The sequence below is a fragment of the Streptomyces sp. NPDC002787 genome (assembly GCF_053592095.1).
Map to the genome: position 1 here is coordinate 192,956 of NZ_JBSFVC010000013.1, position 26,020 is coordinate 218,975.

Annotated in this window: 23 protein-coding genes and 7 pseudogenes; 11 read left to right on the forward strand and 19 right to left on the reverse strand. The window is 68.2% G+C overall.

Annotated features, from left to right (window positions below; genetic code table 11):
* Positions 1-144 precede the first annotated feature (144 nt).
* Together ACWD26_RS19950 and ACWD26_RS19955 are read right to left on the reverse strand one after the other, a co-directional pair.
* Complete coding sequence (locus ACWD26_RS19950; protein WP_451271779.1) at positions 145-492, reverse strand: hypothetical protein; 348 nt, start codon at positions 490-492, stop codon at positions 145-147.
* Between the two features lie 91 nt (positions 493-583).
* Positions 584-946, reverse strand: coding sequence for a DUF6479 family protein (locus ACWD26_RS19955; protein ID WP_451271781.1), 363 nt, complete (start codon positions 944-946; stop codon positions 584-586).
* Between the two features lie 176 nt (positions 947-1,122).
* Between ACWD26_RS19955 and ACWD26_RS19960 the strand changes: the two genes are divergently transcribed.
* On the forward strand, positions 1,123-1,500 hold the full coding sequence (locus ACWD26_RS19960; RefSeq protein ID WP_451271783.1) for a four-helix bundle copper-binding protein: 378 nt from the start codon (positions 1,123-1,125) through the stop codon (positions 1,498-1,500).
* Positions 1,501-1,587: 87 nt separating this feature from the next.
* Positions 1,588-2,766, forward strand: a complete 1,179-nt coding sequence (locus tag ACWD26_RS19965; protein ID WP_451271785.1) for an acyl-CoA dehydrogenase family protein — start codon at positions 1,588-1,590, stop codon at positions 2,764-2,766.
* 68 nt (positions 2,767-2,834) lie between these two features.
* Here ACWD26_RS19965 and ACWD26_RS19970 read toward each other — a convergent pair whose 3' ends face one another.
* Positions 2,835-3,437, reverse strand: a complete 603-nt coding sequence (locus tag ACWD26_RS19970) for a hypothetical protein (protein ID WP_451271787.1) — start codon at positions 3,435-3,437, stop codon at positions 2,835-2,837.
* A gap of 249 nt (positions 3,438-3,686) precedes the next feature.
* On the opposite strand from ACWD26_RS19970, the pseudogene ACWD26_RS19975 reads away from it, so the two are divergent.
* The 3 genes and pseudogenes from ACWD26_RS19975 (at position 3,687) to ACWD26_RS19985 (ending at position 6,978) form a co-directional block, all read left to right on the forward strand.
* Positions 3,687-4,904, forward strand: a pseudogene (locus ACWD26_RS19975) (IS256 family transposase).
* A gap of 611 nt (positions 4,905-5,515) precedes the next feature.
* Positions 5,516-6,391, forward strand: coding sequence for a dioxygenase family protein (locus tag ACWD26_RS19980; RefSeq protein ID WP_451271789.1), 876 nt, complete (start codon positions 5,516-5,518; stop codon positions 6,389-6,391).
* A gap of 215 nt (positions 6,392-6,606) precedes the next feature.
* Positions 6,607-6,978, forward strand: a complete 372-nt coding sequence (locus ACWD26_RS19985; protein WP_451271790.1) for a nuclear transport factor 2 family protein — start codon at positions 6,607-6,609, stop codon at positions 6,976-6,978.
* Positions 6,979-7,506: 528 nt separating this feature from the next.
* Here ACWD26_RS19985 and ACWD26_RS19990 read toward each other — a convergent pair.
* The 5 genes and pseudogenes from ACWD26_RS19990 to ACWD26_RS20010 form a co-directional block, all read right to left on the reverse strand.
* Positions 7,507-7,758 carry a hypothetical protein gene (locus ACWD26_RS19990; RefSeq protein ID WP_451271792.1) on the reverse strand — a complete coding sequence of 84 codons (252 nt, stop codon included), beginning with the start codon at positions 7,756-7,758 and terminating at the stop codon, positions 7,507-7,509.
* A 252-nt stretch (positions 7,759-8,010) separates the two neighbouring features.
* Positions 8,011-9,195, reverse strand: a pseudogene (locus tag ACWD26_RS19995) (LLM class flavin-dependent oxidoreductase).
* Positions 9,165-9,536 carry a DoxX family protein gene (locus ACWD26_RS20000; RefSeq protein WP_189943513.1) on the reverse strand — a complete coding sequence of 124 codons (372 nt, stop codon included), beginning with the start codon at positions 9,534-9,536 and terminating at the stop codon, positions 9,165-9,167. Before ACWD26_RS20000 ends, ACWD26_RS19995 begins: the two are co-directional and overlap by 31 nt.
* A gap of 100 nt (positions 9,537-9,636) precedes the next feature.
* Entirely contained in the window at positions 9,637-10,320 is a 684-nt protein-coding gene (locus ACWD26_RS20005) for an SDR family NAD(P)-dependent oxidoreductase (RefSeq protein ID WP_451271794.1), read from the reverse strand.
* Between the two features lie 48 nt (positions 10,321-10,368).
* Positions 10,369-11,313, reverse strand: coding sequence for an NADP-dependent oxidoreductase (locus ACWD26_RS20010; RefSeq protein WP_451271796.1), 945 nt, complete (start codon positions 11,311-11,313; stop codon positions 10,369-10,371).
* 144 nt (positions 11,314-11,457) lie between these two features.
* Here ACWD26_RS20010 and ACWD26_RS20015 point away from each other — a divergent pair, with 144 nt between their 5' ends.
* A complete protein-coding gene (locus ACWD26_RS20015; protein WP_189944439.1) occupies positions 11,458-12,156 on the forward strand; it encodes a TetR/AcrR family transcriptional regulator in 699 nt (232 codons plus the stop codon).
* Between the two features lie 300 nt (positions 12,157-12,456).
* Positions 12,457-12,966 carry a hypothetical protein gene (locus ACWD26_RS20020; protein WP_451271895.1) on the forward strand — a complete coding sequence of 170 codons (510 nt, stop codon included), beginning with the start codon at positions 12,457-12,459 and terminating at the stop codon, positions 12,964-12,966.
* Positions 12,967-13,123: 157 nt separating this feature from the next.
* Here the strand turns inward: ACWD26_RS20020 and ACWD26_RS20025 are convergent, their stop codons facing one another.
* On the reverse strand, positions 13,124-13,435 hold the full coding sequence (locus ACWD26_RS20025; protein WP_451271901.1) for a hypothetical protein: 312 nt from the start codon (positions 13,433-13,435) through the stop codon (positions 13,124-13,126).
* Here ACWD26_RS20025 and ACWD26_RS20030 point away from each other — a divergent pair.
* A pseudogene (locus ACWD26_RS20030) lies at positions 13,332-13,610 on the forward strand (transposase family protein); the annotation flags it as partial. The gene ACWD26_RS20025 and the pseudogene ACWD26_RS20030 sit on opposite strands and share 104 nt — an antisense overlap.
* Before the next feature lie 455 nt (positions 13,611-14,065).
* Here the strand turns inward: ACWD26_RS20030 and ACWD26_RS20035 are convergent.
* The 4 genes and pseudogenes from ACWD26_RS20035 to ACWD26_RS20050 form a co-directional block, all read right to left on the reverse strand.
* Positions 14,066-15,418, reverse strand: coding sequence for a serine hydrolase domain-containing protein (locus tag ACWD26_RS20035; protein ID WP_451271798.1), 1,353 nt, complete (start codon positions 15,416-15,418; stop codon positions 14,066-14,068).
* A 229-nt stretch (positions 15,419-15,647) separates the two neighbouring features.
* Positions 15,648-16,331, reverse strand: coding sequence for an SDR family NAD(P)-dependent oxidoreductase (locus tag ACWD26_RS20040; protein WP_451271794.1), 684 nt, complete (start codon positions 16,329-16,331; stop codon positions 15,648-15,650).
* 376 nt (positions 16,332-16,707) lie between these two features.
* Positions 16,708-17,766, reverse strand: coding sequence for a lipocalin-like domain-containing protein (locus tag ACWD26_RS20045; RefSeq protein WP_451271800.1), 1,059 nt, complete (start codon positions 17,764-17,766; stop codon positions 16,708-16,710).
* A gap of 147 nt (positions 17,767-17,913) precedes the next feature.
* Positions 17,914-18,273: pseudogene (locus ACWD26_RS20050) on the reverse strand (SDR family NAD(P)-dependent oxidoreductase); the annotation flags it as partial.
* A gap of 140 nt (positions 18,274-18,413) precedes the next feature.
* On the opposite strand from ACWD26_RS20050, the gene ACWD26_RS20055 reads away from it, so the two are divergent.
* On the forward strand, positions 18,414-18,992 hold the full coding sequence (locus tag ACWD26_RS20055) for an acyl-CoA-like ligand-binding transcription factor (protein WP_451271802.1): 579 nt from the start codon (positions 18,414-18,416) through the stop codon (positions 18,990-18,992).
* A 260-nt stretch (positions 18,993-19,252) separates the two neighbouring features.
* On the opposite strand, the pseudogene ACWD26_RS20060 reads toward ACWD26_RS20055, so the two are convergent.
* Positions 19,253-19,577 (reverse strand): annotated as a pseudogene (locus tag ACWD26_RS20060) (transposase family protein); the annotation flags it as partial.
* Here ACWD26_RS20060 and ACWD26_RS20065 point away from each other — a divergent pair.
* Positions 19,575-20,254, forward strand: a pseudogene (locus ACWD26_RS20065) (Tn3 family transposase). The pseudogenes ACWD26_RS20060 and ACWD26_RS20065 sit on opposite strands and share 3 nt — an antisense overlap.
* 319 nt (positions 20,255-20,573) lie before the next feature.
* Here the strand turns inward: ACWD26_RS20065 and ACWD26_RS20070 are convergent.
* From ACWD26_RS20070 to ACWD26_RS20085, 4 genes and pseudogenes are all read right to left on the reverse strand, one after another.
* Positions 20,574-21,206: an NAD(P)-dependent oxidoreductase gene (locus ACWD26_RS20070; RefSeq protein WP_189943813.1), complete on the reverse strand. Its 633-nt coding sequence runs from the start codon at positions 21,204-21,206 to the stop codon at positions 20,574-20,576.
* 5 nt (positions 21,207-21,211) lie between these two features.
* The gene (locus ACWD26_RS20075; protein ID WP_451271804.1) at positions 21,212-22,762 is read right to left on the reverse strand and encodes an MFS transporter; all 1,551 of its coding nucleotides are present in this window, start codon (positions 22,760-22,762) and stop codon (positions 21,212-21,214) included.
* Between the two features lie 275 nt (positions 22,763-23,037).
* On the reverse strand, positions 23,038-23,274 hold the full coding sequence (locus ACWD26_RS20080; RefSeq protein ID WP_451271897.1) for an SDR family oxidoreductase: 237 nt from the start codon (positions 23,272-23,274) through the stop codon (positions 23,038-23,040).
* Positions 23,275-23,318: 44 nt separating this feature from the next.
* Positions 23,319-23,916, reverse strand: a pseudogene (locus tag ACWD26_RS20085) (SDR family NAD(P)-dependent oxidoreductase); the annotation flags it as partial.
* A 209-nt stretch (positions 23,917-24,125) separates the two neighbouring features.
* Between ACWD26_RS20085 and ACWD26_RS20090 the strand changes: the two are divergent.
* A complete protein-coding gene (locus ACWD26_RS20090; RefSeq protein ID WP_229911513.1) occupies positions 24,126-24,737 on the forward strand; it encodes a TetR/AcrR family transcriptional regulator in 612 nt (203 codons plus the stop codon).
* Positions 24,738-25,286: 549 nt separating this feature from the next.
* On the opposite strand, the gene ACWD26_RS20095 is transcribed toward ACWD26_RS20090, so the two are convergent.
* Complete coding sequence (locus tag ACWD26_RS20095; RefSeq protein WP_189943816.1) at positions 25,287-25,970, reverse strand: TetR/AcrR family transcriptional regulator; 684 nt, start codon at positions 25,968-25,970, stop codon at positions 25,287-25,289.
* Positions 25,971-26,020: the final 50 nt, after the last annotated feature.

A 26,020-nucleotide genomic window follows, 5' to 3' on the forward strand; every position in this document is an offset into this window, starting at 1 on the left:
CCGCCCGCCGAGCGCGCGCCCCCGGGGGGGGGGGGGGCCGCCCCCCCCCCCCCCCCCCCCCCCCCCCCGCCCCTCGGTGTCTTCGTACGGTGGCCCTTTCGGTGTCTTCGTACGGGTGGCCTTCAGTCCGTGTGGCCCGGAGTCCTAGGGTCGGTCGCCCTTGGGCCTGCCACGCTGGTCCGGTGTCCCGTGCGGCGGCGGGCTCATGGGCTGCGGCGAGGTCGCCGGTGACACCGGGGAGCCGGAGCTGCGGCCGTGCTGCTCGGGCCGCAGTGCGTCAGGGTCGCCGGACGTGGGCTCGGCGCCCGCACGCAGCTGGTCCAGCCGAGCCGTCAGCAGCTGGGTCACCGGCAGCCGTCCGGCGTGGGCGCGCTCGTAGGCCAGGACCTTCTCGACCTCCTTGGCGCTGAGCGCCCGGACGCGGCTCTCCAGACCGCCGAGTGGCAGGTGGTCGTAGTCGGGCAGCGGCAGGGTGTCGCGCTGATCTGCCATGGGTCTCGTTCCCCTTCTTTCGCGCGGCGCGGCACAGCACCGAACACACGGTGGTCACACGTGGTGATCACGCGTGGTGTCGGACGTGCTGTCAGTGGGCTCCGAGGCCGCCGCTGCCGAAGGAGCCGCTGCCGCCCTTGCTCCAGCGCGGCCGGTCCTGCTCCTCGCTCGGGCGGGAGCCCTTGTTCCCGTGCACCTCGTACGGTGTCAGCCGGTAGTCGCTCTTGGGGATCTCGTCCGGCTCGCGGTTCGCCTGCTCCTCACGGACAGGCCCGCCCTCCGGCATCCGGGGCTGCTCCTCCGGGCGCGGCCGACGCGGCTCACGAGCGCGTACGCGGGCGCCCAGCCAGATGGCGCCGATCAGCATGGCCACCACGACGACGCCTGCCAGGAACGGTGCGATACCGCCCAGTACGCTTCGTTCTGCGGCTATATCAGTCCATTCCATGTTCATAAGGGATGAATACCCCCAATATGTCGAGTGAACCGACCCACTCCGTACAGTTCGCCGACGGGGTCGGAGTGCACGGGTGCCCGTCCTGCGGCGCCGGAAACGGAACCCGGGAAACCGTCCGGGACGCGGATGGCACCCGTGTGTTTGGTCGGATCGCCTCCGGCTACCCGCCCTTCGTGACCTCGACGACGACATCCCAACAGGAACTCATCCGGTTCCTCGAGGACCGCTTCGCGTGTGCGCAGGCGTGCACCGAATGTGCACGTGCGTGCGCGCTGCGGGCGAGCCTCGCCGATCCGGACGGGCCCGAAAGTCAGGAACAGATGCGGCGCAAGGGCATCATGTGCGCGGAGGTGTGCGACGCCACCTGCAGGGTGCTCTCCGATCAGCCCGGCCTCGACGAGGCGGGCATCCGCGTCCAGGTGGAGTGGTGCCGGACCGTCTGCCTGGAGTGCGCCCGTGTCTTCGACGACCACCCCGGCGCCGAGGAGGGAGCCAAGGCCTGCCGGGAGTGCGCCCAGGCCTGCACGGACTTCCTGGCCACCCTCGGCTGAACCGCCTTGTTCCCGTGTGTTCCCAATTACTGGAACACGTTCTAGCGTGTGCGCCGTCAGGTCGGCCTTGGGGAGCCTGGAGGCGCCGTGCACCTCGAATACACGCCCGAGCAACAGCGGTTGCGCACCGAACTGCGCGCCTACTTCGCCGAGTTGGTCCCTGAGGGTGCCTACACCCGGCACGCCGACCCGGCGGCACAGAAGCGCTTCTACCGCGAGACCATCCGCCGCCTCGGCACCGACGGCTGGCTCGGCGTGGGGTGGCCGAAGGAGTACGGCGGCCGCGGCCTGACCTCCATGGAACAGTTCATCTTCTTCGACGAGGCCGCCCAGGCCGGCGTCCCGCTGCCGCTGATGGCGCTCAACACCGTCGGCCCGACGATCATGCGGTTCGGCACCGAGGAACAGAAGTCGTACTTCCTGCCGCGCGTCCTCTCCGGCGAGATCGACTTCGCCATCGGCTACAGCGAACCCGACGCGGGCACCGACCTGGCCTCGCTGAAGACCCGCGCGGTGCGGGAAGGCGACGAGTACGTCGTCAACGGGCAGAAGATCTGGACGACCAACGGCGACACGGCGGACTGGGTCTGGCTCGCGGTCCGCACCGACCCCGACGCCCCGCCCCACAAGGGCATCACCATGCTCCTCGTCCCGACCACGGAACCCGGGTACTCCTGCACCCTCATCAACACCCTCGCCTCGCACGACACCACGGCCAGCTACTACGAGAACATCCGCGTCCCCGTCTCCCGGCGCGTCGGCGAGGAGAACAAGGGCTGGCGCCTGATCACCAACCAGCTCAACCACGAACGCGTCACCCTCGCCGCCCACGGCACCATGGCCATCCGCTCCCTGCACAACGTCCAGCGCTGGGCCGTGGAGACGAAACTCGCCGACGGCCGCCGCGTCATCGACCTCCCCTGGGTACGCCGCCGCCTCGCCCAGACCCACACCAAACTCGACGCGCTCAAACTCCTCAACTGGCGCATGGTCAGCGCCGTCCAGGACGGCACCCTCACCCCGCAGGACGCCTCCGCCGTCAAGGTCTACGGCTCCGAGGCCCGCCGCGACGCCTACGCCTGGCTCATGGAGATCGTCGCCACGGCCGGCGCCCTCAAGGAGGGCTCCGCGGGCGCGGTGCTCCACGGCGAACTCGAACGCGGCTACCGCTCGGCCGTCATCTTCACCTTCGGCGGCGGCAACAACGAGATCCAGCGCGAGATCATCTCGTGGATCGGCCTGGGGATGCCCAGGGTCCGGCGCTAACGAGTTTGTGACGAGGATTTTTAGTTGGCACAAAAGAGGGATAGCTGGCACCAAGATCACGGGTGTTCTCAGAGGTGCCGGCGCATCACATCGATGCATGTGGCTCGGGCCGCGTTCGATCGGTCCCGGGGGTAGGGGACTCCGAGGTTCATGCCGCTGTCGGTGGTGATCGGTGGTTGCTGCCACGCGAGGCTCATCTGCGCGCCGGCTTCCGCTCGCGCCGTGGCCACGAGCGTTGCGTAGGGGCCCGCGACGGTTGTGGCCTCGATCTGGAGCCATGCCTGGTGAAAGGCCATTCGCGCCAGCAGACTACTGACCTCGTCGGTGAGTTGCTGTCGTGTGGCGGACGAGGACTCGGGGCGGCGCCGTATGCGGTACGGCATCTCCAGGTACTCGTCAACGGCCGTCGGGGCCTCGGCGAAGGTCTTGGCCCGGCGTTCCCTTCGGACGGCCCGCTGGTTGAGGGCGTAGGTCCGAAAGGCGCCGAAGAGGGCGATACACGGGACGATCAGTGCTGCTGTCTCAGCCCAGGTCCATTTCGTCGCTCGTCGCCTGTCCCGCCGCGAAGACCTCCACGCACCACTCCCCGGCATGCCGTGAGGCGCATCCTCCACCAACCACCGGCCGCCGTGCTCACCGCCGGTGAGCCGCCAGTAGTGTTCGAGGAACAAGTGTGTGCGGATTATCTCGATGAGGTCCAGAAGGCCCTTGGCGCTGGTCCAGCGTCGCTCTTGAGGGTCGAGTGGGTGCCAGAGCAGAGGATGGCGTCCCGCGGAGTGGTGTAACGAATCTTGGCCGGGAAGTGCGCCGTTTCCGTGCCCTCGCGTGCATCGACTGCCGGTGAACGCTCCCTGAGAACGGGGCAGGCCACCGTGCAACTGTCCTTGGTGAACTGCCAGTTCGGTCCATGGGGGTGCCCGGTGGCCTTGTCCCAGCGTGACCGACTACGCCTGCTTGAGTCACTACGTTCGGCAGACGGTCTTGAACTCGTCCGCGAGGTCGCTGAACGGCTGCTGCAGGAACTGATCGAGGCCGAGGCCACCGCCCGGATCGGTGCGGAGTGGGGCGAGAGGACCGACACCCGCACCACCTGGCGCAACGGGCACCGGGAGAAGACCGTGACCACGCAGGCAGGCGACCTGGAGCTGGCGATCCCGAAACTGCGGGCCGGCAGTTTCTTCCCGAGCCTGCTCGAGCGCCGGCGCCGGATCGACCAGGCCCTCTACGCGGTCGTCATGGAGGCATACGTCCACGGCGTCTCCACCCGCTCGGTCGGCGACCTGGTCAAAGCCCTCGGCTCGGACACCGGCATATCGAAGAGCGAGGTCTCCCGGATCTGCGCGGACCTCGAGGAACAACTCGACGCGTTCCGCACCCGGCCGCTGGATCACACCCGCTTCCCCTACGTCTATCTCGACGCCACCTACGTCAGGGCCCGCGTGAACCACCAGATTGTCTCCCAGGCCGTCGTCATCGCCACCGGCGTCACCGAGGACGGCGGCCGTGAGGTCCTGGGCGTCATGGTCGGCGACAGCGAAACCGAAGCGTTCTGGACCGAGTTCCTGCGCTCGTTACGGGAACGCGGCCTCACCGGCGTCCGTCTCGTCATCTCCGACAGCCACAGCGGTTTGGTCAAGGCCATCCGCAAGGTCATGCTCGGCGCCGCCTGGCAGCGCTGTCGTGTCCACTTCGTCCGCAGCGTCTTCTCGGTGATCCCGAAGGAAGCCGCGGAGATGGTCGCCGCGACGATCCGCACGCTCTTCGCCCAGCCCACCGCCGAAGCGGTCCGGGCCCACCTCGACACCGTCGCGGACATGCTCGGCGAACAGTTCCCCAAGGTCAAAGAGATGCTCCTCGACGCGAAGGACGACCTGACCGCGTTTGCGGACTTCCCTCACCAGCACTGGTAGAAGATCCAGTCGACGAACCCTCTGGAGCGGCTGAACCGGGAGATCAAGCGACGCTCCGACGTCGTCCAGGTCTTCCCGAACACCGCCGCCGTCACCCGCCTGGCTACCGCCGTCCTCGTCGAGCTCCACGACGAATGGACCGCCTTCCCCCGCCGCTACCTCTCCATCGAGAGCATGGACAGCCTCTATCCAGACGACACCACCTGCCTGCCCAGCACCGCCGAATGATCAGCTACACCACACCAAGGGACATGACCGTCTTCCCCATGCAACGCGGATGTCACGCTGAGCGGGCGTTGACGCGGCAAGGCTGTGCCGAGGCAGTTCTTCGCCCACGGCCACCCGCGTCCCTCTTTGACGCGCCCTTATGAACACGATCTCCTACATCGCCGTGCTCGGCTGCGGACTCATGGGTCCGACGAGGTCGATCAGTGGGATGGAGGAGGTTTTCCCGGCCGGGACGCGCCGCCATCGGTGGGCTCGGTGAGGAGTTTGTCGACGTCGCGCAAGAGGGTCAAATCTGGGCGTTTCCATCGGCAACCTGCTGCCTGCCGAACGACCCGGCCTCCTCGCCCGCATGCGGTCCCTGCTTCGGCCCGGCGACGTTTCCCTCCCGGGCGCGGACGTACGCAACAAGGTAGGGGGACGCGGATTCAGTGCCGTGAACGGGGTTTCCAAGACGGCTCCGACGCCGAGTTGGTCACATTCTGTGACCAGCAGTTACGGGACAAGATTTATTGGATAAGCCACTCCAGTTGATGTAACCTCAACTGGAGTGCCATATCCACTTATGAGATCCGGCGTCGCGGCCCGACGCCCACCACCGGCAGGGGACTTTGATGAGCACGTCGGAAAGCACCAGGCTTCAGGTCGTCTTCGACGACCTCCAGTCGACGATCGCGGATCTGATCATCAAGCACGGAGTGACCGAGCAGGAGTTCCAGCGAGCCATCGCATGGGCCCTGGAACTCGCCGAAGCCGGCGAAATGCCCATGACGATCTATCAGTTCTTCATGCATCCGGTACTGGAGGCCAACCTGGGCGCCGCGTATGCGAATCCGGAGAAGGACGGTGCGAGCCCCTGGGTCGGCAGGGGGCCGGCCTATGTGCCCGAGGCGCCGGTCCTGGAACGCCCGTACGCGCTGCCCATGCGCCCCGACGAACCCGGCGAGGCGCTCTTCGTCTCGGGACAGGTGCGCTCCACGAGCGGCGAGCCGATCGCGGGCGCGGAGCTCGACATCTGGATGACCAACGCCAAGGGCGACTACTCGAACTTGACCGCGGAGATGATCCGGCCTCTGGTCATAGACATTGACGGGAGCCTGCCCCCGTTCAACCTGCGCGGAAAGCTGCTCACGGACGACGAGGGTCGCTTCGAGTACCGGACAGTCATGCCCGGCATCGAGGTCATGGGCATCGCCGAGGACGGCCCTCTGGGCAGGCTCATCAAGAAACTGGACCGGGTCGACATCCGCCCGCTGCACATCCACACGATCGTCACCGCCGCCGGCTTCCACACGCTGACCACGCAGTCCTACTTCGAAAGCGACCCGATCGTCTACAAGACCCTCGAACCCCGCACGACGCCCGAGTCCAGCGTGCACGTCACACAGCTCCATGACGACCCGGCCGACTTCAAGGCGCGCGGCCTGGATGCGCCCTACCACACCGTGACCCACGACTTCGTACTGCGCCCGGTGACCCCAGCAGCCTGAGTGAACCGGATCCAGGAAGCTCGGCGGAGTGCGGGGCGCCAGACCGCGCTCCGCCGCAGCCCAGGGACTGGCGGCGATGTCCCTAGTGGGGCGGACATCCATCGCGCCGGCCCGATTTCGCAACGTCCGTGCGTCGACACCTCCCGTCCACGCCCGGACCGGACGCGATCAAGCTCACAACTCTGTGCTGCACGGAGCGATCAAGGAGGATCTACGTGCCCGACAGTGTCGCTGACGAGTTGGCCATCCGTGGCCTCACCGCACGCTTCAATCACATGGCCGACCAGCTGCGCGGCGCCGATTGCGCCGCAGCCTTCACCGAGAACGGTGTACTCGAGGCGGCCGGGCGCCTCGAGGGCAGAGCGGCCATTGCGGCCTTCTTTGACGCCCAGGCGCATGGAGAGCCTATCTACATTGGCTTCGGAATGACGGGACATCTCTTCTCTACCGTGCATGCCACCACCGACAACGTAATCACCATTGAGGGTGACAAGGCGACCCAGATGTCGTACATCCTGGTGTTCCGCCAGGTTCCGCGTGAACTGGCAACGGGACGGGCTCTACGTCATCACTCACCGCTGGCATGATCGACTTGTCCGGACGGACGCCGGTTGGCTGTTCGAGCACAGGATCATGAACGTTCTCCAGACGAACGCGAACCCCGACGCCACGGCGCAGAATCTCAGGCTGCCGACGAATCCCTGACCACCGAAACCGCCGAGTTCAACGTGAGCGCGGCGTGTGTGATGCGGTGTGGGAGCGCGGCCCCGGCGGGAACGCCGCGTAGCCCGTCCGGGTCCAGACAGGTGCGGGCGGCGATCTCGCGGACCATCCCGGCTCGCGCTCGAGTCGAGTACGCGGGATCGGCCGCCTCCGGGGTCAGCTGGTAGCGGCTTATCAGCGCCCCGCTGATTCGAGTGGGTCACGATGCGTCGGCACGACGGTCTCGCGCAGCCCGCAGCCCGCAGCCCGCAGCCCGCAGCCGGCTTCGGCATCTCGGTCGGCACCGCGGCCCCGATCCTGCTCAGGACCGGTCGTCAGGTTGCAGTGCCAACCGCAGCTCGGCGCGCGTGGCGGGGGCATCGATGTCGCAGCCCTGTCGCTGTCGGACACGCTCAGGTCGAGTTCCGCCCGGGGTCGTAGAGCTCGCCGTGGACGGGGGCATGGCGGGCGAGTAACTCGTCGTACTCGGCGAGCAGTGCCTCGCTCAGCGCCTCGGCGTCCACAGAAGTCGACGCCCCGTCCATCCGGGTCAACAGCACCACGCACTTCGTTGCCTCGACGCGGGCCGCGTCACCCTGCACTGTGACACGACCGCCGGTGACGACGACCCGGGTCACGCCGACGAACTCCGCTGCACCGGGCATACCGGTGACCGCTGGTCCGGCGACTGCGCGGATGCTCGATGCCCGGCACCGGAAACCACGTCAGCGTCCTGCGTGTGCTGCGACCCCGCAGAAGGAGTTGAGCGACCAGGTTGTCCCACGTAGACCGGGCGTTGGTCAATCCCCACGCCGCAACCCTCGTCGAGGCTTTCAGGTCGGTCGTCGTTTTCGAACAGGGTGCGCATGTCGCAAGATCGTGGCCGCCGACGTCCGTGACGCCGGTTCAGCTGTTCGTCAGGCTGCGGCAGGTCCGGCCGGCGGCGCGAGTTCCCTGCGGATGACGGGGGCGATCTCGGTGGCGAGAAGTTCGATCGAGTCGTGGACCATCCCGGCGGGCATACCGCCGAAGTCGACCTGGCCCATGTAACGGTCGAAGCCGAGCACTTCGCGTTCGGCGAGGATCTTGTCGATGATCTCCTGGGGACTGCCGACCATCAGTGCGCCGAACGGTACCGCCGCGGCGTCGAATTCGGCGCGTCCGATGTGAAAGCCGCGTCCGGTGGGCGGCTTGGGGCGGACGTATTCCTTGTAGAAGGGGAAGACGTCGTCGCGTGCGCCCTGGGAGGTGCGGCCGACGTAGAAGTGGCCGGATCTGCCGAGCCGCAGCCGTTCGGCGGGGTGGCCGGCTGCTGTGCCGACCGCGCTGTAGTGCTCGACGAGGGGGCGGGCACGTCGGATGTCCCCGCCGATGAGGCCGAGCGCCATGGGCAGGCCGAGGCGTCCGGCGCGTTCCGCGCTGGAGGGGGTGCCGCCCACGCCGAGCCACAGCGGCAGCTTCGCCTGCTGGGGCGGGGGCTGGACGGACAGGCCGTTCATGGCCGGGCGGAACCGCCCGCGTCAGGTGACGTGTTCGGGGTTCTCACGGATGGTGAGCAGCAGCCGCAGCTTCTCCGGGAACACGTCGTCGTAGTCCTCGAGGTCCACGCCGAACATGCGGAACGCCTCGACGAACGCACTGCGCCCCGCGATGATCTCGGTGCGGCCGTCGCTGATCAGGTCGAGGGAGGCGAAGTCCTGGTGCAGCCGGACCGGATCGGCGGTGGACAGCACCGACACGGCACTGGCCAGCCGGATGCGGCTGGTGGCCTGGGCGATCGCGGCCAGCGGGACGGCGGGGTTGGCGACTGCGAAGTCCCAGCTGTGGTGCTCGCCGAGACCGAAGACGTCCAGGCCGGCCTGGTCGGCGGCGATGGCGGAGGAGACGATCTCGCGGGTGCGGCGCCCCGGGTCGTGCAGTTTTCCTGTGGCGGGGTCGGTCTGCAGGTCGGACAGGGAGATGATGCCCAGTTCCACGGTCGTCTCCGGTAGGCGGACAGGGGTTGAGAGGGAGCGGCCCGACCGGCGTGGTCGCCAGCCGGGCCGCTGTGAAGGGGCGGGGGACCGGGTGGTCAGAAGGAGTGGGGCCCGAACCGGCCCCACATGATGACCGCGGCGACGATGAGCAGGATCGCGTTGAACCCGATGGCCTGCGGCTCCTTGCGGCGGGCGTGGAGGCCCATGGCCAGGACCATGATCACAGCCAGGCCGGTGGCGGCCAGCGGGGTGAGCACCGTGGCGATGTCGAAAGCACCCGGCAGGATCAGCCCGAGGCCGCCGGCGAGTTCGGCGACGCCGATCAGACGCACCACGGGTGTCGAGACGTCACTGACCCACGGCAGCTGGGATATGAGCTTTTCGCGGGGCTGGGTGGCCTTGGTGACGCCGGCGGCCACGAACAGCGCGGCGAGGACGCCCTGCAGGATCCACAGGAACACGTTCATCGGAGCGGAAACCTTCGTCTTCGGTCCCGCCGCGGCGGGGATTGCCGCGGCGGATGAGGAGTGAGCGGGTCAGGATTCAACGGGGGAGAGCTGGGAGGCGTCAGGCGGTGAAGACGCGCTCGGCTTCGTCGCGTTGGGTGTGCAGGTCCCAGTAGAGAGGGGCGATGTCCTCGGCCTCGGCGGTCGGGATTTCGGGAGGGCCGCCCGCGCCGATCCACGCGCCGATGGCGACGTGCGCGGCCTGGATACCGGTGCCGGCCAGCTCCTTGTGCAGGTTGAGCACCCAGTTGCGCAGCGCCGCCTGGGCGGGGTTGACGTTGCCGAGCATCGGGGTGGGGTCGACCGAGCCGGCGCCGTTGGTGAAGAGCAGGGTGCCCGTGCCGGCCTCACGCATCGCGGGCAGGACGGCCTGGGTGGCGGTGATGGCGCTGTGGAGCAGGAAGTCGATCCATCCCTGCACATCGGAGGGGCTGGTCTGGGACGGGGAGGTGAGGTTCATGGAGCTTATGGACCCGTTGCCCGGAGAGGGGGAGTGCTCCAGGACGTCGATGCCGCCGAAGCGGGTGGCGGCGTCCTTGAGGGCCTGGGTCAGCGCGTCGTGGTCGAGCACGTCCGCCGGGAACGCGGCGGCGGTGATGCCCTCGGCGGTGAGCCGGGCGACGAGGTCGTCGAGTTTGGCGCGGTTGCGGGCGATGAGAGCGACGTCGTAGCCGCGGGAGCCGAAGGTGCGGGCGATGGCGAGGCCCATTCCGGGGCCGGCTCCGACGATGGCGATGCTGGGCATGGTGAAGTCCTTTCGTGTTGTGGGGGAAGCGTCTGGGGTACGGACTGGTCAGGCGACGGTGATGGCGATCTTGCCGACGGTGCCGGCGCCGAACGAGGCGAACGCCTCGGGGGCACGCTCCAGGTCGAACTCTGAGTTCACCGACACCTTGAGAGCGCCGGAGGCGACCTGCCCGGCGAGGGTGGACAGAGTGTCGGCGGTCGGGTTGGACCGGAGCACGGCGGTCTGCAGCTTGCGGTCCTCCGAGGCCTCGGGGACTGGGGCGAGGGTGAGGGCGGAGGCGACGGTGCCGCCGTCGCGGGTGAGCGCGGTGAGCTCGGCCAGGTCGCCGGCGAGGTGCAGCACCGCGTCCACGCCGTCAGGGGCGATCGCCCGGACCTGCGCGGTCATGTCCTGGGTGTAGTCGATGACGGTCACCTCGGCGTCGGTCAGCGCTGAGACGAAGCCGCTCTCGGAACCCGGCTTGGCCGTGGCGATCACCCTCGCGCCCCGGGCCGCGGCCAGCTGCACGGCGATGGCACCCACGCCGCCGGTGGCACCGGAGATCAGCACCGTGCTGCCCTCCAGCGGGCCGAGCAGGGCGAGACCGTCGAAGGCGGCGGTGCCCGCCAGCCCGAGCGCGCCGGCGTCACGCACGGAGACCCCGTCGGGTCGGTGGGTGATGCCGATGGCAGCGGGAACCGCGACGTACTGCGCCATCGAACCGGCACCCAGGTACGCCTTGGCGTCCACGCCGAACACGGCGTCGCCGACCGCGAAACCCTCGACACCCTCACCGACCGCCTCGACGGTGCCGGCGAAGTCCTTGCCGAGGATCAGCGGGAAACGGTGCTCCATCATGCCCTGCAGGTATCCGGCCACCGTGCCCAGGTCGAACCCGTTCACCGAGGACGCGGCCACCTTCACCAGCACCTCACCGGCCTCCGGGCGGGGCACCTCCACCTCGGTCACCTCGGGGCTGCCGGGTACCTGCGCCAGTGTCACAGCGCGCACTGATCATCAACTCCTTGACATGGGTATCGCCCGATTCGGAAAGGGCTATCTGATTCGCGATCCGGAAGGGTCTGTCCGGTTCCGCCGGTACCCACGATAGCAGTGAAAGTGGACTGGGCATTCCGATTCGGTAGACTGAGTGTCATGAACCTTGGCGCCCAATCCAGTGATGACCCTGCCGCACAGCCTCTCCGCAGCGACGCCGAGCGCAACCGCGCGCGGATCGTCGCCGCCGCGCGCACGGTGTTCAGGCGTGACGGCCTGAATGCCTCCATGGCTTCCGTGGCCCGCGAGGCGGGGGTGGGCATCGCCACTCTGTTCCGCCGGTTCCCGACAAAGGAGGAACTGGTCGCCGCGGTCTTCGCCGACCGTATGGACGCCTACGTCGACGCGGTCGGCGTCGCCCTCGACGACCCCGATCCCTGGCGAGGTCTCGCGGGGTTCATCGAAACCGCCTGCGCGATGCAGGCCGCCGATTACGGCTTCGCCGACGTGCTGACCATGACCTTCCCCACGGCCAAGGCTCTGGAGCAGCGCCGAGACCAGGCGTACGAGGGCGTTGTCCAGCTCATCGGCCGCGCCAAGGCCGCAGGACGTCTGCGTGAGGACTTCAGCCCCGAGGACCTGGTGCTGGTGCACATGGTCACTGCCGGCGTCGTCAACGCCACCGGCGACTCCGCTCCCGACGCCTGGAAACGCGTCGTCGCCCTGATGCTCCAGTCCTTCGAGGCTCCCGCCCGCGGTCCCCTGCCCGACTCGCCCGAGCCCCGCGCACTCTATAAAGCCATGCTCCGTGCCGGTCAGGCGTGCTCTACCTCGCCGGAACCCGGGAGGAAGGACTGAGAGGTCACGTGCGCCCGGATGCGCATCAGCGGCTCGGCCCGGTGGCCGGCACCCTCGGTCCGAGGCGCCCAGGCCGACAGCCAACGCATCTATCAAGCTCACGGGATGACTGGCAGCGCAGGTACGACTGATCTTCCGGGAGGGTGATGACGCCGCCCGCCGGCCTCGCGCTGCTCGGTTACCACTTGAGCTGAGCCAGCAGCTGTCTTGCTCTGATGTCAGGGCCTCTCGCTGGGGTACCGCAGCATCGCCTGCTCGGGAGCACGGGCCGTGACGATACGGACTGGATCGGCGAAACGCATGTACGCGGCGGTGGCCGCGGAGCTCGGGATCACCGGGGAGACGCTGCGCACGTGGGTCCGTAAGGACAACACCGGTCAGCAGGCGCCGGTCACGCGAAATGGCAGCGGGCCAGAGAGCCCAACCGAAGAGCTGGTCCAGCTGCGGGACGAGAACGCCCGGATGCCCAGGGGCGACAAGGAGTCATCACAGTGCGGGGCAGAGTCAGCCGCTGCGGGCACGGACCGTGCGCTGAGTGCCCTGGCGTTTCTCTTCCACTTCCGTACAGGTCATTCGTACATGCGTGGGTGCCTCTTTGTCGGGCGTGGTGCGCGTACGGGGCGCACCCGTGGGGGGAGTTCTGGAGGTGCGCCTTTGGGGCTACGACAGCGGCTGCCGACGGCAGGTCCGCGGGAAGGAGGGCATCCTCTTCAAGTTGGCGACGACCGCGGTCGACAAGCCCGACGAGGTTGGGCGCCGGGCCCTGTTCCCGGTGGTTGGGGAGAAGACGCTGCGCGAGCTGGTGGCTGAGGCGAAGGCGAACGAGAAGGTCTTCAAGGCCAAGGTCCGCACCACCCTGCGCTCCTCGTACAGCTCGTACTACCGGCAGATGCTGCCTCCGCTGCCGAACACGCTGGGCTTCAGGTGCAACAACACCGCCTACCGGCCGGTGATGGACGCGATGAAGCTACTGAAGAAATACGCCGACGTCGACGGCAGGACCCGCTTCTACGACGCTGGCGACGCAGTGCCCATGGACGGCGTGGTGCGCAAGGACTGGCGCGAGGCGGTCGTTGACGACAAGGGCAAGCTCGAGCGCATCCCCTATGAGCTGTGCGTTCTGGTCGCGCTGCGGGACGCTGTACGGCGCCGCGAGATCCACGTCGACGGCGCCGGCGTCGGCTGCCCTGCCCGGCTCCGTCCACGACCTGACCGCCGCCCGCACCCACGCCATCATCGACGCGTTGACCACGGCAAAGGTGATGACCTTCGCCGACAAGGCCTACCAGGGCGCCCGCGGCAGCATCCGGACCCCGGTCAAACGCCACCGCTACCGGCCGAAACTCACCGCCTGGCAGAAGAAGGTCAACCGCGCTCACGCCCGGATCCGGGCCATCGGCGAACGGGCCAACGCCACCCTCAAGACCTGGAAGATCCTGACCCGGCTGCGCTGCAGGCTCGACGGCAATGTACGAGATGCGGCCCCGCTACCTCATGCGGAGCACTGCCTCAACGCGCAGCAGCCGACCGCGTTCCAACAAGTGTGCAACCCGGCTGACCCGCCGCCGGCAATCACGGTCCACGTCGTCGCCGGGTTGGCACCTGGGTTCCTGGTTGAGATTGACGCCGTCGCGGTCGTGTGACGCCCGCCGGGATTGTGCCCGGCGGCTTCGGGCGTACTGGGCCATTACCGGACGGCGGCGGCAGGTGACGACTGTTCACTCCTGGGTCAACGACGCCCGCGGCAACTACGAGGGCGCTCCAGCGGCCGGCTCTACCTGCCGTCCGGCCAGGAGGCCTTCTACTGGACGCAGCACCGTTGCCATCCACGCGGGCGCCCGGACCCCGGCAACGACCCGAAGGACGTCGCCGGGGTCCGAAGTGTCGGTCGCAAGCCGTGACGCCTGCCCTACCGCGGAGTGTCGACCGCCGCGGCCAATCGCTGGAACTCGTCGTAGACGCCGTTGGACCAGAAGTCGACGGTCTGCGTCATGGCGATCGCGGTCAGGTCGCGGTGTGGGTCGTTGAACCAGCTCGTGCCGTAGCCACCCTCCCAGCCGTAGCGGCCCGGCTGCGAGACCTCGTCGGGTGTGACGCTGACGGCCATGCCGTACCCCCAGCCGCGACCGGTGAGCGGGAAGGGGCCGGCATCGGCGAGCTGTTGCGGCGTCAGGTGGTTCATGGTCAGCAGCCGGATCGACTCGGCGGAAAGCAGGCGCCGGCCATGGTGGACGCCCTGGTTGAGTAGGAACCGGCTGAATGCCAGATAGTCGTCTATGGTTGAGGCCAGCCCTCCGGCACCGGAGGGAAACGCGGGCGGCCGGGTCCACTCCTCCGGCCGCGAGGAGGGCTGGAGCTCCAACTGTCCCGTCTGCGGGTTTGCCATGTACAGGCCGGGCAACCGCGAGGCATCGGCGCGTGACAGGGAGAATCCTGTGTGGTTCATGCCCAGCGGCCGGAAGACACGCTTGCGGAGAAGCCTCTCCAGCGGTTCCCGCGCGGCCCGGGCGATCAGCACGCCGAGCACGAGGGAGCCGGTGTTGTACTGCCACCGCTGGCCGGGCTGGTCCATCAGGGGCAGGGTGCCGTACCGCCGGATCCACTCGTCCGGGTCGTGCGGCGTGCCTGGGTCTGGCCGACCCATCACCAGCTGCAGCTCGTCGGCCGCGGTGATGATCGGGTACGGCGGCTGGAAGCTCGGTCCGAAGATCATGCCGTGGCCCATGCGGAAGGTCAGCAGATCTTCGACCGTGATCGGGCGCGCCGCCGGCACAGTTTGGTCGAGCGGTCCGTCGATCCGGGTGAGCACCCGCCGGTTGGCCAGCTCGGGCAGCAGCCGGTCGACCGGCTCGTCCAGTGCCAGCCGGCCCTCCTCTACCAGCATCATCGTGGCTGCCGCGATGATCGGCTTGGTCATCGAGGCCATCCGGAACGGCGTGCTCCGTCGCATCGGCTCGTGGCCATCCAGCGTCAAGGTGCCGATCGTGTTGACGTGCAGCAGGCCGCGGTGGGCGACGAGGTAGACGATGCCGGGCAGCTCGCGCCGCGCGACGCGGGCCGCCATCGCCTCGTGCAGCCGCGCGAGTCCAGCCCGCCACGACCCGCTGGTGCCGGCCGACGCCGACGCCACCGGACCGCCCGGCACCACACCAGCGGTCAACGCGGACGCGCCGACCGCCGCCGCACCCGCCAACACTGTTCGTCTATCCATGTCATGGTTCCTTCCATCTCGTACCGAAAGCGGATGTTCCGCTTCGCGCATGCTGGGTAAGACGCTTGTCGCCGACCGAACCCATCGGTGGCCGTCACCTTCGCGGCCCGCCCAGAAGCCGCACTGATGGTCGACCGCGAACGGGATGCATCGCGTAGTTGCGCAGTGAGGCGGTGGCGATACCGATGCTGCCGCAGGTGCCTCATCCGCCGCGGCGGGGATTGCCGCGGCGGATGAGGAGTGAGCGGGTCAGGATTCAACGGGGGAGAGCTGGGAGGCGTCAGGCGGTGAAGACGCGCTCGGCTTCGTCGCGTTGGGTGTGCAGGTCCCAGTAGAGAGGGGCGATGTCCTCGGCCTCGGCGGTCGGGATTTCGGGAGGGCCGCCCGCGCCGATCCACGCGCCGATGGCGACGTGCGCGGCCTGGATACCGGTGCCGGCCAGCTCCTTGTGCAGGTTGAGCACCCAGTTGCGCAGCGCCGCCTGGGCGGGGTTGACGTTGCCGAGCATCGGGGTGGGGTCGACCGAGCCGGCGCCGTTGGTGAAGAGCAGGGTGCCCGTGCCGGCCTCACGCATCGCGGGCAGGACGGCCTGGGTGGCGGTGATGGCGCTGTGGAGCAGGAAGTCGATCCATCCCTGCACATCGGAGGGGCTGGTCTGGGACGGGGAGGTGAGGTTCATGGAGCTTATGGACCCGTTGCCCGGAGAGGGGGAGTGCTCCAGGACGTCGATGCCGCCGAAGCGGGTGGCGGCGTCCTTGAGGGCCTGGGTCAGCGCGTCGTGGTCGAGCACGTCCGCCGGGAACGCGGCGGCGGTGATGCCCTCGGCGGTGAGCCGGGCGACGAGGTCGTCGAGTTTGGCGCGGTTGCGGGCGATGAGAGCGACGTCGTAGCCGCGGGAGCCGAAGGTGCGGGCGATGGCGAGGCCCATTCCGGGGCCGGCTCCGACGATGGCGATGCTGGGCATGGTGAAGTCCTTTCGTGTTGTGGGGGAAGCGTCTGGGGTACGGACTGGTCAGGCGACGGTGATGGCGATCTTGCCGACGGTGCCGGCGCCGAACGCGGCGAAGGCCTCGGGGGCACGCTCCAGGTCGAACTCTGAGTTCACCGACACCGTGAGGGCGCCGGAGGCGACCTGCCCGGCGAGGGTGGACAGGGCGTCGACGGTCGGGTTGGACCGGCACCAACCTCGCCGAGGTACGCCTCCTGCGCTTCAACGGGCTGCCGCAATAGGACCCCTATGGGTCCGGCAACGGGGCAGCGAATTTCACAGCCGACGCGCCTCGTGCGGGCGGCCCGCAGCGCGAAGCTCGGCCCGCCCTCACCTGCGCGCGTGGCTTAGGTTAGGACGTGAAGTCGCCGGCTTCCTCGAGGAAGCCGTATCCAACGACCTTCTGGCCCGCAAAGAACCCGTTGACGGCTGCGGTGGCTTCCACCCGCCCGGGGTATACCTCTTGTTCGCGGGCGCCGGTGACTTTCACCTCGAGCCGGGCGTGGAGCGAGGGGATGTTGACGATCACGCGGTTGGCATAGGTGTTGCCGGACACCGGACTCTTCCAGAAGCTGGAGGCTTCGCCGGCTACGGGCGTCACCGTGGCCAGCTCGTAGGAGCCGTCCGGGTGCTGCACGGTGGCCCAGGAGCTCTCGAAGGTGCTGTTCAGGTTGTCCCAGATCGCGACCTTGTCGCCATTGGAAAGGTTGAGGTTCATCCAGGTCCAACGCGCGGTCGGGGTGAACGTGACTGGGCCCCACTGCCGGTCGAGCCACGCTTCACCTGCGACCTTGGCCGTCTTGCCGTCAACGGTGAGCGTGCCGGCGGCGGACAGGTTGGGCAGCGCGTACTGGTAGTTCGTCGAGCCGAATATCTGGACCATGCCGTTACCGGCGTAGTTGAGGGCTGGTCCGTGGTTCGCGAGCTGCAGGCCGATCACGCCCCACGGCGTTGTGGCGTGGATGGTCATCTGCTGCGCGCTGCCGGACCATGTCAGGCCCGGTGTCTTGATGTCAAGCTTCGTAGTGCTCCAGGCGGCGCTGGGGATGGCAGCGGTGTACTTCTTGTACCAGCCACTTGTCTGGTCGGAGACAGAGACAGCCAGCTTCGACGAGCCGCTGGGGTCTTTCAGTATGGTCACCATGATCCCGTAGTCATGGCCGCCGCCCTTGACCCAGCTGGTGACGAAGATCGAGTCGTACCCTGCCGGCGACCCGGCGGGCCGGGCGGCGAGATCTGCGTCCGGGTCTACGAACGCCGGGATTCCGCTGTTGACAGGGGGCGACGCGGTGGCCGCGCCACCGGGCAGTGGTGCTGCCTGAGCAATCGGTAGAACTGCCGGGCTGAGCAGCGCCACTGCTGCGGCGGTAGCGCCGACGATGCCCTGCGACATGCGTTTGGTCCACTTCATGACGGGTTCTCCCTCAGGCTGACGGTCGGTCAGAAGCTCGGTGGTACTCGGTGATCACGCCGCCGAGGCGTCGGCGTCGGGGGCATCTATCGCGATCACGACGGCCGGGTTGTGGCTGGGGCAGCTGCTGCTGGCCTTGATGCGGGTCAGCTCCGGACTGGGAACGGTGCGGGTCAGCGGGAGCATCATCACGCCTGCGTTGTTGATCAGCAGGTCGAGGGTGGGTAGGTCGCCGGCGGCGAAAGCGCGCACCGAGTCGAGGTCGGCGAGGTCGAAGTGGCGCAACTCCAGGCGGGCGCCGGGGACCTGCGCGCGGATCTGCCCGGCGGCGGCTGCGCCCTTGTCGAGGTCGCGCACCGCCATGGTGACGTGGGCGCCGTGTCGGGCGAGTTCGCGGGTGGTCTCCAGCCCGAGGCCGCTGTTCGCGCCGGTGATGACGGCAGTGCGGCCGGTCTGGTCGGGGATGTCGATGGCGCTCCACCGCGCCGACGCGGAAGTCGTGGTCACGGTCAGAGAATGACTTTGATGTCAGTTACTGTCAAGATGACATTGCATGACTGTGGTGGCGGGCACTGATATGCTCAGGGCTAGGGTGATCTACGAGAGGAAGTCCGGTGGCCGAAGTCCCGGCGAAACAGTGCACCAGCATGGCCGAGCGCAAGCGCCAGCTCGTCCGCGACGAGCTCTCCGAGGCCGCCGTGCTGCTCTTCGCCAAGCAGGGATTCGAGGAGACCACCGTCGACCAGATCGCCGCCGCCGTCGGCGTCTCCCCCCGCACGTTCTTCCGCTACTTCAAGGTCAAGGAGGACGTCCTGGTCGAGTTCCTCGGCCACTTCGGCGAGCAACTCGTCGCCGAGCTGGCCGCCCGCCCCGCCGACGAGCCACAGCTGACCGCCATGCGCCAGGCGCTGACCCCGCTCATCGGTCTGCACCTGGAGCATCCCGAGAAGACCCTCAGACTGACCAGGCTGCTGCTAAGCACCCCCACCGTGCGGGCCCGCTACCTCGACCACCAGGCCCGCTGGCGCGACGAACTCGCCGCCGTCCTCGCCACCCGCACCGGCGCCGGGCCCGACGACTTCCGCCCCGTGCTGACCGCCTCGATCGCCCTCGCCGCCTTCGCCGCCGCACAGGCACGGTGGGCCGACCTCGACGGGGCGCCGTCCTTTGTGGCGATGCTCGACGAGGCCTTCAACGCGGCCCGCGCCGCCGTACAGAACCCCTAGGTGGAGCTATGGAGCCGGGTCGTCGTTCTCCTGATGAACGCATCGGTGAGCTTGCGTGATTGGTCCACCAGCGCCAGCATGTCCCGCTCGTTCGCTGCCTCTCGGATCGCGTTGGTGACATCGACGATCTCAGCTGACAGTGCGACGAGGCCCGGGTCTTCGGCGACGAGATGGACGCGGTACATCGCTGCCCTGGGGATCGGCTGGATCCGTCGCGTTTCCGCTCTTGCGGCGACGAACTCTTCACTGAGCGTTTTTCGTCCTCGGTAGGTCGGGTTCTCGATGTGGTGCAGGACGACGATGGCCTGCACGATCGGGGATCGCCCGGTGCGGGCTGCAGCGCAGCCGGGTCAGGATCTTCCAGGTCTTGAGGGTGGCGTTGGCCCGTTCGCCGATGGCCCGGATCCGGGCGTGAGCGCGGCTGACCTTCTTCTGCCAGGCGGTGAGTTTCGGCCGGTAGCGGTGGCGTTTGAACGGGGTCCGGATGCTGCCGCGGGCGCCCTGGTAGGCCTTGTCGGCGAAGGTCATCACCTTTGCCGTGGTCAACGCGTCGATGACGCCCGCTACGGCGGCAACGGCGTGATGATCTACTGGCACGTCGAGCGGAAGAACGTCTGCATCTACTCCCAGCTCAAGAGCTGCTCGTCGTCCGAGGTGGCGGCAATGATCGGGGCTTGCTGCGGCACTGCAGCGACGCCGAGATCGAGTCGAACTACGTCGACACCCACGGCGCCTCGGTCGTCGGGTTCGCCTTCACCGAACTGCTGAACTACCGCCTGCTGCCGAGGCTGAAGAACATCGGCAGCATCCGCCTGTACCGCCCGGACGACACCCCGCCCGGCTGGCCGGCGCTCGGCGCCTCGCTGACGAGGCAGATCCGCTGGGAGCTGATCGAGCAGCAGTACGACCCGATGGTGAAGTACGCGACTGCGCTCCGGCTCGGAACGGCGGAGGCGGAGCAGGTGCTGCGGCGCTTCACCCGCGGCGGCCCCAAGCACCCCACCTACCAGGCACTTGAAGAACTCGGCCGGGCCGTGCGCACGATCTTTGCCTGCGACTATCTGGCCAGTCCCGGCCTGCGCCGCGAGATCCACGGCGGGCTCCAGCTTGTGGAGAACTGGAACAGCGTGAACACCGTGCTCCACTACGGCAAGGACGGCGCCCTGACCGGCCCCGACAAAGAGCACGCCGAGACGTCGATGCTCGCCCTGCACCTGCTCCAGTCCGCGCTCGTGCACCTCAACACCCTGCTGGTGCAGTAGGTCCTGGCCGAACCGGCGTGGGCATCGAAGCTGAGCGACGAGGACCGGCGCGGTCTGACCGCGCTGTACTGGTCGAACGTCAACCCGTACGGCACGTTCCGCCTCGACATGGACAAGCGCCTCGATCTGAGGTCGGCCATCGCCGCGCCCCGCCCTCGCACACCGACGCATCAGGCCGCCCGATCAACCTCGAAGTCACGCTGAGGGACTTCCAGGACCCGGCCGACTTGGGAACCATCGGCGAGCCACCCCCGGCTGATCGGAATGTCCGGGAGTGGCCAGGCGGCAGCCGCGTTCTGTGGCATGGCCGACGGTGTGCCTACTTGTCGGTTATGAATGGTGCGCGGCCGATCTGGGAGGAGTCGGTGAGCTGCTGGAGGAAGTACGCGGCGGCGTTGGCCCGAGAGAGGCGCAGTCCTCCCTTGTCGCCGACCTTGCGGACGTTGATGGAGGCGGTCTTCGGGCCGTTGGAGAGCCAGGGGATACGGACGATGGTCCACTTCAGTCCGGACTCGCGCACGATGTCGCCGATGGTCACGATGGTGTTGTACGCGTCCGGCGCGAACTTCTTGACGGCGGTGGCTGTGAGGCCGACCTTGAACTCCTTGCTGTCGGCCGGGTCGGGGATGCTGGGCGTGCCCAGCGCCACCAGCCGCTCGACGCCGTGTTCGTGCATGGCCGCGACGATGTGGCGGTAGCCGGTGACCAGCGGCGGGGCGTCGGCCTTTTTGGTGGTCGGACCGAGCGTGCTGAGGACGGCGTCGCTGCCGCGTACCGCCTCGGCGATGGCTGCGGCGTCGTCGAGCTGTCCCTGGACGGCGGTGAGCCGCTCGTGCGTGGGCAGTTTCGAGGGGGTGCGGGCGTAGGCGGTGACCTCGTGGTCCTCGGCCAGGGCCTGGTTGATCAGGAGCAGGCCGGTGGGGCCGGTTCCACCAAAGACGGTGACGCGCATGGGGTTCATTCCTTCACAGCGTGGAGAGGTTGGTTCGGAGGCTCGGTGGTGTTGCCCGCGTGACGTGCCAGTGCGGCGGTGCCGCCCGGGACCGCGGACGGCGTCGCGGACTCGGATGCCGTATCCGCCGTGGCGGTGGCGCGCCGGTCGCGCGGGATGAAGGAGGCCAGGGCGAAGGCGAGGAGGCCGGCGCCGACGCCGACGGCCATGACCGTCTTGAAGCCGTTCTCCGACGGCAGGGCGACGGAGCCGAAGTTCGTGGTCATCTGGGAGAGGATCACGGCGGCGACGGCACTGGCGAACGACGTACCGATGGCACGCATGAGGGTGTTGAGACTGTTCGCGGCACCCGTCTCGGATGCGGGCACGGCGCCCATGACCAGAGCCGGCATGGCGCCGAAGGTGAAGCCGACGCCGGCGCCGATGATGCAGGACACCAGCACGAAGTGCCAGACCGCGTTCATGAGCACAATGTTCAGCCCGTAGCCTGCGGCCACGATCAGAGCGCCGATCATCAGGGTCGTCTTCGGGCCCCTGGCCCTGGTGACGCGGCCGGACACCGGAGCCGTGGCCATCATCACCAGGCCCATCGGCGCCATGACCAGGCCCGCGGTGAGCAGCGACTTGCCCAGACCGTAACCGGTCGCCGCGGGCAGCTGGAGGAACTGCGGCACGATCAGTATCGTCATATACAGGCTGAACCCGACGGCGATCGAGGCGACGTTGGTGAACAGCACCTGGCGACGTGCGCTGGTGCGCAGGTCCACCAGCGGCTCCTTGACGCGCAGCTCGAACAGACCCCACAACAGCAGCACCACGACGGCCGCGGCGAACAGGCCGAGGGTGGTGCCGCTGGTCCAGCCCCAGCCGGCACCCTTGGAGACGGCGAGGAGCAGGCAGACCAGGCCGGCCGCCATGCCGATGGCTCCGACGAGGTCGAAGCGTCCGCCGGAACGCACCTTCGACTCCGGTACGAACACCAGCACCAGGACGGCGGCGAGGGCGCCTGCGGCGCCCGAGGCCCAGAACAGCGTGTGCCAGTCGAAGTTGTCCGCGATGGCCGCGGCGGCGGGCAGACCGAGGGCACCCCCCACGCCTTGAGATGCGCTCATCAACGCGGTGGCGGAGCCGAGTCGCTCCGGGGGCAGTTCGTCGCGCATGATGCTGATGCCGAGCGGGACGACGCCGGCGGCCAGCCCCTGCAGCGCCCGGCCGACGACCAGCGGGACCAGTGAGTCGCTGAGGGCGGCAGTGACCGAGCCCGCCACCAGCAGGACCAGGCTGACCAGGAGCATGCGGCGTTTGCCGATCATGTCTCCCAGTCGGCCCGTCACAGGGGTGGCCACGGCGGCCGCGAGCAGCGTGGCGGTGATGGCCCAGGAACTGTTGGACGGCGAGGCTCCCAGGAGCTTCGGAAGGTCCGGGACGATCGGGATCACCAGGGACTGCATCAGCGAGAACACGATCCCGCCGAAGGCCAGGGCCGCCACGACGGCATTGGCCCTCGGCGCTGTGGCCCTCCCATCGTCACCGGTCCGGGGAGAGGCGTGGGACATGGTCGAGCCTCCGTGAGTACAAGAGGTAATAGGCGATAGAGGGGTGGTGCGATAGGGAAGCCTTGCGGCTTTCACGAACGATCCGGACGTGGTCCCGAGCACGCCGTGGCCTGGTTCGTTGCCGCGCATCCCGTCGACACCATGCAGGAGGAGAGGTGCCAGGAGGCGCTCCACCTCCCCGCGCTCGGCGGGGTGGCTGCCGCTTGCTCGCCGGTGAACTGGATCTGGCCGATGCCGTCGGGCACCCTGGCGCCGCAGGGTGGGATCGTGCTTTCTCAAGCGCCGGGAGCCGGACATCGGGGACCGCCGGGCATGCCGCTACGTCGAGAATGCCGAGCTCGCGGCGGATTCGGCTGGTCCATCGACCCGTACGGTGTACAGGTCCGTCGGTCAAAAGCCGGCGGGGGGAGCTGACTCCCGCCGTCGACTTCGAGGATCTTGCCGGTGACGTAGGCGCCCGCAGGTGAGACGAGGTAGAGAACCGTCGCGGCAATGTGCTCGGGGTCGCCCATGCGCCGCAGCGGGATCGCTCTCTCCAGCTTTTCGATGATCTCGGGGGTGCTCGCACCGTCCAGCGCCGACGTCCGATCGAGCCCGGCTCGATCGCGTTGACCCGGATCCGGGGTGCCAGAACCAGCGCGGCAAGGCGCGTGTAGTGGGAGAGCGCGGCCTTCGCGGTGCCGTAAGCGGCCCAGCCGCGTCCCGCGACGCGGCCGACGAGCGATGAGATGTTGACGATCGCCCCGCCCCCGGCTTCGAGTATGGAGGGCGCCGCCGCAGTGGGGTGTGCGCGCCCGACACGTTGAAACGGAAGGATTCCTCAAGGAAGTCGGTGGTGGTCTCCAGCAGTGGGCGCAGGTGGGTCCCGCCGACATTGTTGACGACGATGTCGAGTCGGCCGAAGACGTCCACCGCCGCGTGCGCCAGGTCTGCCGCCGCTTGTGGATCGCTGAGGTCCGCGGGCACGACGTGGGCCTTGCGCCGGCCTTCGCCACCCGCGCGGCCACCTCGGTCAGATCCTCTTCCGTGCGCGAGGTGATGACCACGTCGGCGCCTGCTTCGGCGAGTGCCACCGCCGTCGCGGCGCCGATGCCCCGGCCGGACCCGGTTATCACGGCGACCTTGTCCTTGATCTGGAAAAGGTTGCTTGTCATGCCGGGACCGTAGCATCGCTCTCCCGCTAAGTGTTAGCCAACTTTCATTTATTTGACGATCAGGTCAGGGTGGAACGTGCGGCTCATGACGCCGGTCTGCGTGCCCGCGTAGCTGTTCCTCCGCTACGGCGATGTTCGCCACGCACTGTCGGATGACTACTGGAGTGCACGCGGTCATGACGCCTGGAAGCGCGTACTACTGTGCAGTCATGGCGACGGACGGAGGGACCTTGAGGGCGGACGCTGCTCGTAACTACCAGCGGATCGTCGGTGTCGCGGTCACGGCGTTCGAGGAACTCGGGCCGGAGGTGACCCTTGAGGAGATCGCTCGGCGCGCGGATGTGAGTGTGATGACGGTCTACCGGCGTTTTCGCGCGCGCGACCAGTTGGTCCGGGCTGTCCTGGACTACGTCCTCACCACAGAGATCCAGCCCATCACAGTGGCACACACCGACGATCCTTGGCGAGATCTCGTCAACGTGCTGGAGGCCAGCATCGATGTGCTGGCTCGACGGCAGGTCATCCTCTCCATCGCCCGGGAGTCCGACGCGTTCGATGTCGAGGGCGTGCGCCACTACCTGTCCTCCCTTGAACGGTTGTTGCGCCGCGCCGTCGAAGCGGGAGTGGTGCGACCGGAACTGGAGGTTCGTGATCTGGCGGCGGTCATCGTCATGGTTCTGGCCACGGTGCGTCCAAGCGATCCCGATGGCACGGACCGCAGACGCAATCTCGCCTTGGTCGTCGAAGGGTTGCGCGTCTCGCCGACCACCCTGCCCCCATCATCTCGGCAGGCCCCTGGGTCTGCTGTCTGCGAGCAGTGACAGGGAGCCCAATTTCCGTGTGGGCACGGCAGGCGTTCGGCCTCCGCCGAGTGTCGCGGTGCGGACTTGCCTCGGCGCCCCTGGTGAGCTCACCTCGGCTCAATCGCCTTCGCGCCCCCAGAAACCGTATGTTGTGACGGATGTCCAGGCCGGGCGTAGAAGGACGCTGGTGTTCAAGGGAACGATAAGGATTGCCCGCATGGTGTACGGCAGCCGGAACTCCTCGAAGACGACCTGTGCAACACGGCCCGCGCTGGTCGCTGCGATCGCCTACCGCACGCCGAATGAGGCACTCGTGGATCGCCTCACGGGGTGACGCGTCTGCGTCACGAGACCGAGACGTCCCTCGGGCGGCGCTCGGCGGTCCACGCCACCCGTCACGCCACTCCTGTGCTGGTGCGCCCATCGGGTCTCGTGCTGTGAGGGGAAGGCCGCCGGGTCGGTTCCGCAGGTCTTCGAGCGCTTGCAGGCGGTGTTGGTGAGCATCACGGCCGAGGGCAGTCACCTGTGCGCAGCGTCACGCGGTGCGCGGTCGCAGAGAACCGTCCTTCACCCAGTGCAGTCGCGATCACCATCGAGTCGGAGCATGGCGCGGTACAACTCGTCCTTGCTCAACGGCGGTTGGGGAAGCGGATGCGCCCGCTCGGCGCGGAATCCGTCGAGCAGCAGGTGCAGGAAGCGGCGCCAAGTCCCCGGTGCGACGTTCTGAGTGGCTTCGGTGACGCTGCCGTTGGCCCAGATCACGAAGGTGAGATCTTCGGGCGTGATGTCGGAGCGGAGCGTTCCCTGCTCCTGTGCGCGCTCCACGATGCGGACGGCGAGTTCATAGATGCGTGACTGCGCCCCCGCCAGACACGCCGTCTCCGGCAGCCGAATGGCAGCCAGGTCCTGGAATCCCCTGTCCCCGACCTGGAGTTCACACATCGTCTCGAGGAAGAGGCACAGCCCCTCCCACGCGTCGTCCATGGTGACGGCCTTCTCTGCGGCCTCCCGCCAGGCCTCGATCTTGTCGGCGAACACCGCCTGCACGAGGTGGAGGCGTGTGGGGAAATGGCGGTACAGCGTGCCGATGGCCAGGCCCGCTCGCTTGGCCACCTGCTCCAGCGAGGCTTCCATGCCCTGCTCGGCCAGACATGCGCGAGCCGCCGAGAGCAGGGCGTCCCGGTTGCGCTGCGCGTCACGCCGCAGAGGACGGCCCGTCGCGGCTTCACCGCGTGCTCGATGAGTGGACATACCTATGAGGATATCCAACGTGAGGCAGTCCTCATGTTTGCTGCTACGAT

What these genes read in the sequence shown, in the direction of transcription:
- ACWD26_RS20075 (WP_451271804.1), bottom strand. Translation starts at nt 22,762, where the DNA reads ATGTCCCACGCCTCTCCCCGGACCGGTGACGATGGGAGGGCCACAGCG.
- ACWD26_RS20040 (WP_451271794.1), bottom strand. Translation starts at nt 16,331, where the DNA reads ATGCCCAGCATCGCCATCGTCGGAGCCGGCCCCGGAATGGGCCTCGCC.
- ACWD26_RS20095 (WP_189943816.1), bottom strand. Translation starts at nt 25,970, where the DNA reads ATGTCCACTCATCGAGCACGCGGTGAAGCCGCGACGGGCCGTCCTCTG.
- ACWD26_RS20035 (WP_451271798.1), bottom strand. Translation starts at nt 15,418, where the DNA reads ATGCGCGAAGCGGAACATCCGCTTTCGGTACGAGATGGAAGGAACCAT.
- ACWD26_RS20090 (WP_229911513.1), top strand. Translation starts at nt 24,126, where the DNA reads ATGGCGACGGACGGAGGGACCTTGAGGGCGGACGCTGCTCGTAACTAC.
- ACWD26_RS20045 (WP_451271800.1), bottom strand. Translation starts at nt 17,766, where the DNA reads ATGAAGTGGACCAAACGCATGTCGCAGGGCATCGTCGGCGCTACCGCC.
- ACWD26_RS19955 (WP_451271781.1), bottom strand. Translation starts at nt 946, where the DNA reads ATGAACATGGAATGGACTGATATAGCCGCAGAACGAAGCGTACTGGGC.
- ACWD26_RS20020 (WP_451271895.1), top strand. Translation starts at nt 12,457, where the DNA reads ATGTACGCGGCGGTGGCCGCGGAGCTCGGGATCACCGGGGAGACGCTG.
- ACWD26_RS19980 (WP_451271789.1), top strand. Translation starts at nt 5,516, where the DNA reads ATGAGCACGTCGGAAAGCACCAGGCTTCAGGTCGTCTTCGACGACCTC.
- ACWD26_RS20080 (WP_451271897.1), bottom strand. Translation starts at nt 23,274, where the DNA reads ATGGGCGACCCCGAGCACATTGCCGCGACGGTTCTCTACCTCGTCTCA.
- ACWD26_RS20000 (WP_189943513.1), bottom strand. Translation starts at nt 9,536, where the DNA reads ATGAACGTGTTCCTGTGGATCCTGCAGGGCGTCCTCGCCGCGCTGTTC.
- ACWD26_RS19990 (WP_451271792.1), bottom strand. Translation starts at nt 7,758, where the DNA reads ATGCCCGGTGCAGCGGAGTTCGTCGGCGTGACCCGGGTCGTCGTCACC.
- ACWD26_RS20070 (WP_189943813.1), bottom strand. Translation starts at nt 21,206, where the DNA reads ATGCGCGTCACCGTCTTTGGTGGAACCGGCCCCACCGGCCTGCTCCTG.
- ACWD26_RS20015 (WP_189944439.1), top strand. Translation starts at nt 11,458, where the DNA reads ATGAACCTTGGCGCCCAATCCAGTGATGACCCTGCCGCACAGCCTCTC.
- ACWD26_RS20055 (WP_451271802.1), top strand. Translation starts at nt 18,414, where the DNA reads ATGGCCGAGCGCAAGCGCCAGCTCGTCCGCGACGAGCTCTCCGAGGCC.
- ACWD26_RS19950 (WP_451271779.1), bottom strand. Translation starts at nt 492, where the DNA reads ATGGCAGATCAGCGCGACACCCTGCCGCTGCCCGACTACGACCACCTG.
- ACWD26_RS20005 (WP_451271794.1), bottom strand. Translation starts at nt 10,320, where the DNA reads ATGCCCAGCATCGCCATCGTCGGAGCCGGCCCCGGAATGGGCCTCGCC.